The 5,565-nt window shown below is 41.5% G+C and carries 5 protein-coding genes and 2 pseudogenes; 2 read left to right on the top strand and 5 right to left on the bottom strand.

What is annotated here, in order from left to right; translation table 11 throughout:
• A partial coding sequence (locus tag I8752_RS37845) for an IS701 family transposase (RefSeq protein ID WP_225896103.1) occupies positions 1-965 on the bottom strand: 965 nt, incomplete at its 3' end.
• A gap of 857 nt (positions 966-1,822) precedes the next feature.
• Here I8752_RS37845 and I8752_RS34805 point away from each other — a divergent pair.
• A complete protein-coding gene (locus tag I8752_RS34805; protein ID WP_214436704.1) occupies positions 1,823-2,953 on the top strand; it encodes a hypothetical protein in 1,131 nt (376 codons plus the stop codon).
• A 204-nt stretch (positions 2,954-3,157) separates the two neighbouring features.
• Here I8752_RS34805 and I8752_RS34800 read toward each other — a convergent pair whose 3' ends face one another.
• The 4 genes and pseudogenes from I8752_RS34800 to I8752_RS34785 all read right to left on the bottom strand — a co-directional run bounded on the left by I8752_RS34800 (position 3,158) and on the right by I8752_RS34785 (position 5,060).
• On the bottom strand, positions 3,158-3,709 hold the full coding sequence (locus I8752_RS34800; RefSeq protein ID WP_214436703.1) for a hypothetical protein: 552 nt from the start codon (positions 3,707-3,709) through the stop codon (positions 3,158-3,160).
• On the bottom strand, positions 3,706-3,954 hold the full coding sequence (locus tag I8752_RS34795; protein ID WP_214436702.1) for a DUF4365 domain-containing protein: 249 nt from the start codon (positions 3,952-3,954) through the stop codon (positions 3,706-3,708). The genes I8752_RS34800 and I8752_RS34795 overlap by 4 nt, the downstream gene beginning before the upstream one ends.
• Positions 3,945-4,166: a ParA family protein gene (locus I8752_RS34790; RefSeq protein WP_214436701.1), complete on the bottom strand. Its 222-nt coding sequence runs from the start codon at positions 4,164-4,166 to the stop codon at positions 3,945-3,947. Before I8752_RS34790 ends, I8752_RS34795 begins: the two co-directional genes overlap by 10 nt.
• A gap of 43 nt (positions 4,167-4,209) precedes the next feature.
• Positions 4,210-5,060: pseudogene (locus I8752_RS34785) on the bottom strand (transposase).
• A gap of 217 nt (positions 5,061-5,277) precedes the next feature.
• Between I8752_RS34785 and I8752_RS34780 the strand changes: the two are divergent.
• Positions 5,278-5,565, top strand: a pseudogene (locus I8752_RS34780) (transposase); the annotation flags it as partial.

Genomic DNA, 5,565 nt, shown 5'->3' with positions numbered 1-5,565 from the left:
GATAACAAAGCCTGTGATTCAAATTTACCCAGTGAGTCACGTACTAATACCCAACGAATAGGAACCACAGGTAAACCTGTGTGATACCAAACCGCAGTTCCAGTACAAACTTCTACTTGGCGTTCTCCTTCCCCGTACCAACGGTTAACCTTGATTGTTTGCCATTGAGTTTGTGGATCTACAAGCACTTGCTCAAGATTGGGTAATCTTGCGCCTTTAAGTCGGGGTCGTCCCATCGTATTCGGAGTTCTTTCCGGTGCAGGCTCGTATAAAGCAGCATCCAAACGCAACCGAGTGATTATATGTACTGGCATTACAGCTTGGCTGACTGCGGCAAGGAGTTCCAGTGCAGCAAAACTACTATCTGCGACTACAACTAGTTCCCTTGTTGGTAACCATCTTTTAACTTGAAACATCATCTGTCTGGCCCAATCAATCAGTTTTTTATGCCGAAGTTTATACTGTTGGCTGTAACGTTCTGATGGTGCAAGCACTGTTAGGAAAGGTAATGCCCAGACACGCCCAGCCCAAGAAATTTCAACTAACAGCATCATTGATAACCATCGCAAGCCACTCACCTTCACAACTTGACTGTTACTTGAACGTACTGGGTCTCGATATATTCCTTTTGCCTTAATTTTCTTGCCTTTACGACGTTCAATCGTATCATCTATTCCCATGATGATTCGCCCACTCGGTAAAAGCACTTTTACCATGACCATTAATAAAATTCGGCTTGCTTCTAAACTTGACCATACTGCACGGTTTAAGACGCGATGATAATTTTGAAAGTGTTCCTCTTGATTCAGTCCCATTACTACCAGTACCGAAGTAATGGTACGTTTACCTGTTGTTAAAATCGCTCCCATCAGCAAAGTTTGGACATGACACCAAACTGGCTTGGTAAAAACTGCCGCAAACGGCAGTAGCAGACTAGCGATTTCAACTGGTATTGTTGTATTCATGGAACGATACACACAATTTTCTTGCAGTCTCAGTCTATTGCGCGAGTCACCAGTATTCACCAAGACTGTATTTAAATGTTATGTATGCAGCAAAACCCGCATTTTTTAGCGATCGCCTACCCTTGTGATGACCCGAAGCTAAAAATGGATAAAGTCGAGCTTAGATTTAGCTGCTTCTCTGTATTTCCAAAAGCTATTAATACTCTTTGTACTAGCATCTGAGTGTACAAATGGAAGAAGCACTTTCAAGCCTTTCTCAATTTGCTGAAACATCAATATATTTCGTCCTATTTTTCTTAGGACTTCATCAAATAACTCACGATACTCACTTTTCATTATCAAGGAGAAACTAACGAGCAATAACTAAGTAATTACCTTGGATGAGTAGCATAACATACTTTAATTTATCACAAGCTACTGGAGAAAAAGTTTATATGTAAAGTTAGATACATTAAGTTTTTCTAAAAACCTTTACGTGAGTTCGACGGGTTAAGGGTTCTATCACTACATCGACCAAAAAGCCGCCATAGTAAAGCATTCAGGCTCAGATTAACCCACCGCGCGATCGCCCTCGTTGGCGGGAAAAGAGGTTATGACGACATGAAGGCGGAAGCGGCTACAGTAAAGCGTTCAACCCCTGATTAACCCAAAGTGCTGAAATGTACGGCGTAGCCCACCACAGGCATCGCTCGGCAAAAGCTTTAATAGATTTTGGCTACCATACGCAACTACCATCAGATAGATAGTATTCCCTTGCTAATAGTGAAAAAATTAAATTTAATTGGGACTCAAAAAATACCTATTATACTTAATAATTTTTCTGAATGCGTAGAACTTCAAATAGAAAAATGTTGAATATGGCTTCAAAAACTATGGCTACAACTATTAGCACTATTGCGAGCCTCATAGTTATTGGAATATCTTCAAATCAAACAGCTATTGCCACAACCTTATACCATATTACAGATATTGGTACTTTGAGTGGAACAAGTAGCACAGCCGTTGATATTAATGATTTAGGTCAAGTAGTTGGCACATCAGATACTACATCTGGTGACCTAGGCTATGTTCCTGGAGCTTTCCTTTGGGAAAATGGCATAATTAGAAATTTGGGATTTTCCCGTGCTAACAGCATCAATAACTCAGGTCAGGTGGTTGGTCTATTAGAGAGAGAAAATTCTGGTCTGGGGCGTGCTGTTCTCTGGCAAAACGGCGCGCTCAAAGACATTGGCGCACTGTATCCTAATGGAGAAAGCTTTGCTACCGATATCAATGATACTGGGCAAATAATTGGCTCTTCGGAATCTGATGGTAGTTGCCTTCTAAAAGTAGACTCAAGCGGTAATGTCATCTCAAATAGCATTCCTTTCCCCATAAGAAATACCTTGTTCCAAAGTATTAATAACTCAAGCCAAATAGCTGGAGCGATATCACGCGAAGAATTTAATGCTTTCTTAGCTGAGAACGGTGTATTAACGGAACTAGAACCGCTGCCAAATGATACAAGTAGTTTAGCGCAAAATATCAATAACTTCGGACAAATTGTCGGGTATTCTTATTCAACATCTGGGCCTACTTTCGATCCTAAAGCAGTAGTCTGGAAAAATGGCAAGATAACTCAACTTGAGACCTCTAATAGCTATCTAAGCATTGCTCAAGATATCAGTGATTCTGGTCAGATAGTTGGTTATAATTTTGCGGCTAATAACATATACGGCAATACTTCTGCTTTACTTTGGGTAAATAGCAAAGTACTTAACCTTAACAGTCTAGTAGCACCAAATTCTGACAAGTTTGATGTATTAACAAAAGCAAACGGTATCAATAATGTAGGGCAAATTGTTGGTACAGGTTTAATTAATGGTCAAGAACGTGCTTTCTTAGCAACACCTATTTTTGTCGATGAACCTGCTTCAATATTGGGACTGCTAACTGTAGGTACTTTAGGAGTAAGTTCAGCTTTCAGGTGCAAGCTGAAACAGAGGTGAAAAAGTAGGGCTAGGCAAAGGCAGTTAGGTCAAGGGGGAGTATTAACTTCCGCCAGCCTTCTCATCTCTGCCAACCAATATCGCGCAATAAAGCTGGGCAGCCGAAGCTCTCAAATACCTTGATATCTGTAAGCTGTGGCAACCCTTAGTAAGAAATTAATTACTAGAGTTTCTTAATTTAGAGTTTATTTGTCGCGCTCTTTTTTAAACTGCTGCTCGCTCAGTCAAAGTATTATATAAAGCAAAACTAGTAATTTTTTTCAGCACAAAAGCATCATTCTCCTTAATTAAATCTCCAGTACAAACGACTGGTAGCCTCTGGTGATAAGCAGTTCGGGCCTGATTGTATTCAGATTCACTCAGAGAAAGGTTAATTTGACGAGGCTTGCCGACAACAAAGCCAATAATTGTGACATTACCAGGATGATTTCGTTCTGCTAGTTTAATCACCAACCCCTGAATTTCAGTATTTGGGATTTTTGTAATCAAATCGCTCAAAATGTCTAACTGAGAGCGAACTTCAACTTTTTCTAGAATTGCCAAAATCTCAGCCATCCGTAGCGCATAAGACCTGATTCCAGGATTGAGAGGTAAGGTAATATCAAATTCTTCACCAGAATCAGTTGTTTTAATCCAAACTGATTCTTTATTGTCCACCTGACTCTCTTTCTTCCAACCTTTGGCTTGAAGATAAGATGTTAATATCTGAGGGTCTAAATTAGAGAGAATATCCGGGTCACGCACGGTAACTATCATATTGGTTCTCCTCTAGCAATTCGTTGCATTAGAGCTTGCAAAACTTCAACACTGAAAATATTTTGACGATGTAAATAAACAGTGACAGTGCTTTGATTTTCAGTTGGTGGTTGACCGCGTATAGACACCCAGTAAGCACAACGTTTCAAGCAAAGTTCCGTTGACGATTGTTGTAACCAATCTTCTTGTAAATCAGGAATCAAGACCAATACCGAACGCGACGATTTTCCTTTATTTACTGGCATTTATATACCTCATCCACTAATTGACTATACGCTTTTGCACCCACACTATCTTTGTCGTAATCAAAGATAGATTGTCCGTGCGAAGGTGCTTCCCGAATTCGCACCGATTCAGGAATTACGCTTTTGAACATCTTGTCGCCAAAATGATTCGTGAGTGCATCAAATACTTCTTTACTGAGATTGTTCCTGCGGTCGTACCGAGTCGCCAGCACACCTGCAATCTCGATGGGATGCTCTAGAACACCGATTCAGTAATCAGGATGAAGTAGCAGACTGCTCAGTAGTGTGAGTAAAAATTTTAGCAAGGACATGAAGATTATGAACAACGGCGATACGGCGAAGGTCAAAGAGATTCTTGCGAGAACCAACATAACGAGCTTGATCCCCCTGCCATCGACCAATGTGGGATAATGAATGCTCAACAGCAACACGTTCTCGAAGCTTGGCACGGCCAGCAGGAGTTAATTGACGTTGTTTTAATTCCCAGAATAAAGGCTCGTCAGGATGAATGGAAATACTACGTCCAGTTCGGGAGGTAGTACAACGCTCTCTTAACGGACAAATTGCACAAATATTTTTTGGGAACTGAACTTTGCCACCGACACATATGTATCTTCGACCTTCGACGCTCCCCATAATGGGCTAGAATCTAGTGCTGCCCGTAACTGCTTTGAGCCAAAACCCTTGCTTTGCTCTGCTAGTTCTACTGTTTTCTCAATTAGTCTGCGGTCAAGACCTTGAATAATTAGCGCCGTGCGAAATCTGGCTAGTGTCGCCTGCGAAAAAGGAGGCATTTCGCAATCTATGCAATCGGTCACTAACTGCCAACGCCTGTCCATGCTTAATGCTTCAATCGCTTCCGCATCCGAAGCTCCTGTGTACGCTTGCAAGATGATTACTAACGCCAACTGCGCTGGTGCTACTGGTGGATGGCCTTTTGGGGAATCTGCATAAAGCTTGCTCAGTTGTTCTTGAAATTCTTCATCAAATAATTGATGGCGATGTTGGCGTAAGAACGTAAACAGCTTTGCTCGTTTAATCCGCTTAACAATACTTTGCTCTAATGCTGATAGCTCTATCGGTGGGTTCCAATTTTGGGGTCGCATACGTATATTCTCAGTTGCCAAAGCGCACATTTATTACCTGAATCTACCTCAACTGGGGTTATGCCTCTCCTTGAGATTTTGTTAAATATCGCTTACAACTTGTTTGTCGCTGTAAGATTTGACTGGCAAGCGTTTACTCTGCTTTCTTCTCCATTTTTTACTTCTCTCTGGGCTGATTTTTCCTTTGTTCCCCGATTACTGAATCGGTGTCCTAGTAGAAGGAGTTAGATGGCGCTCGCTACCAGGTGACTTTCCTGCTTGGCAAACGGTGTACACATATTTTCGCAACTGGCGTAAAGACGGGACATGGTTGCACATTCACGATAGTCTGCCAGAGTGGACAAGAATCGAAATTGAGCGTCATCGCAGTCCATCAGAAGCAATCATTGATAGTCAAAGTGTCAAAAGTGCGGCGACGGTGAGCCAACAAGTGGGCTTTGATGAAGGCAAGAAAATTAAAGACCGCAAGCGATTTCTGACAGTCGATACCTTGGGGTTAGTCTTG

It is taken from the genome of Dendronalium phyllosphericum CENA369, from assembly GCF_016056275.1.
Classification (GTDB): domain Bacteria; phylum Cyanobacteriota; class Cyanobacteriia; order Cyanobacteriales; family Nostocaceae; genus Dendronalium; species Dendronalium phyllosphericum.
The sequence above is the reverse complement of the archived record's forward strand: the minus strand, read 5'-3'. Positions and strand labels throughout refer to the sequence as shown.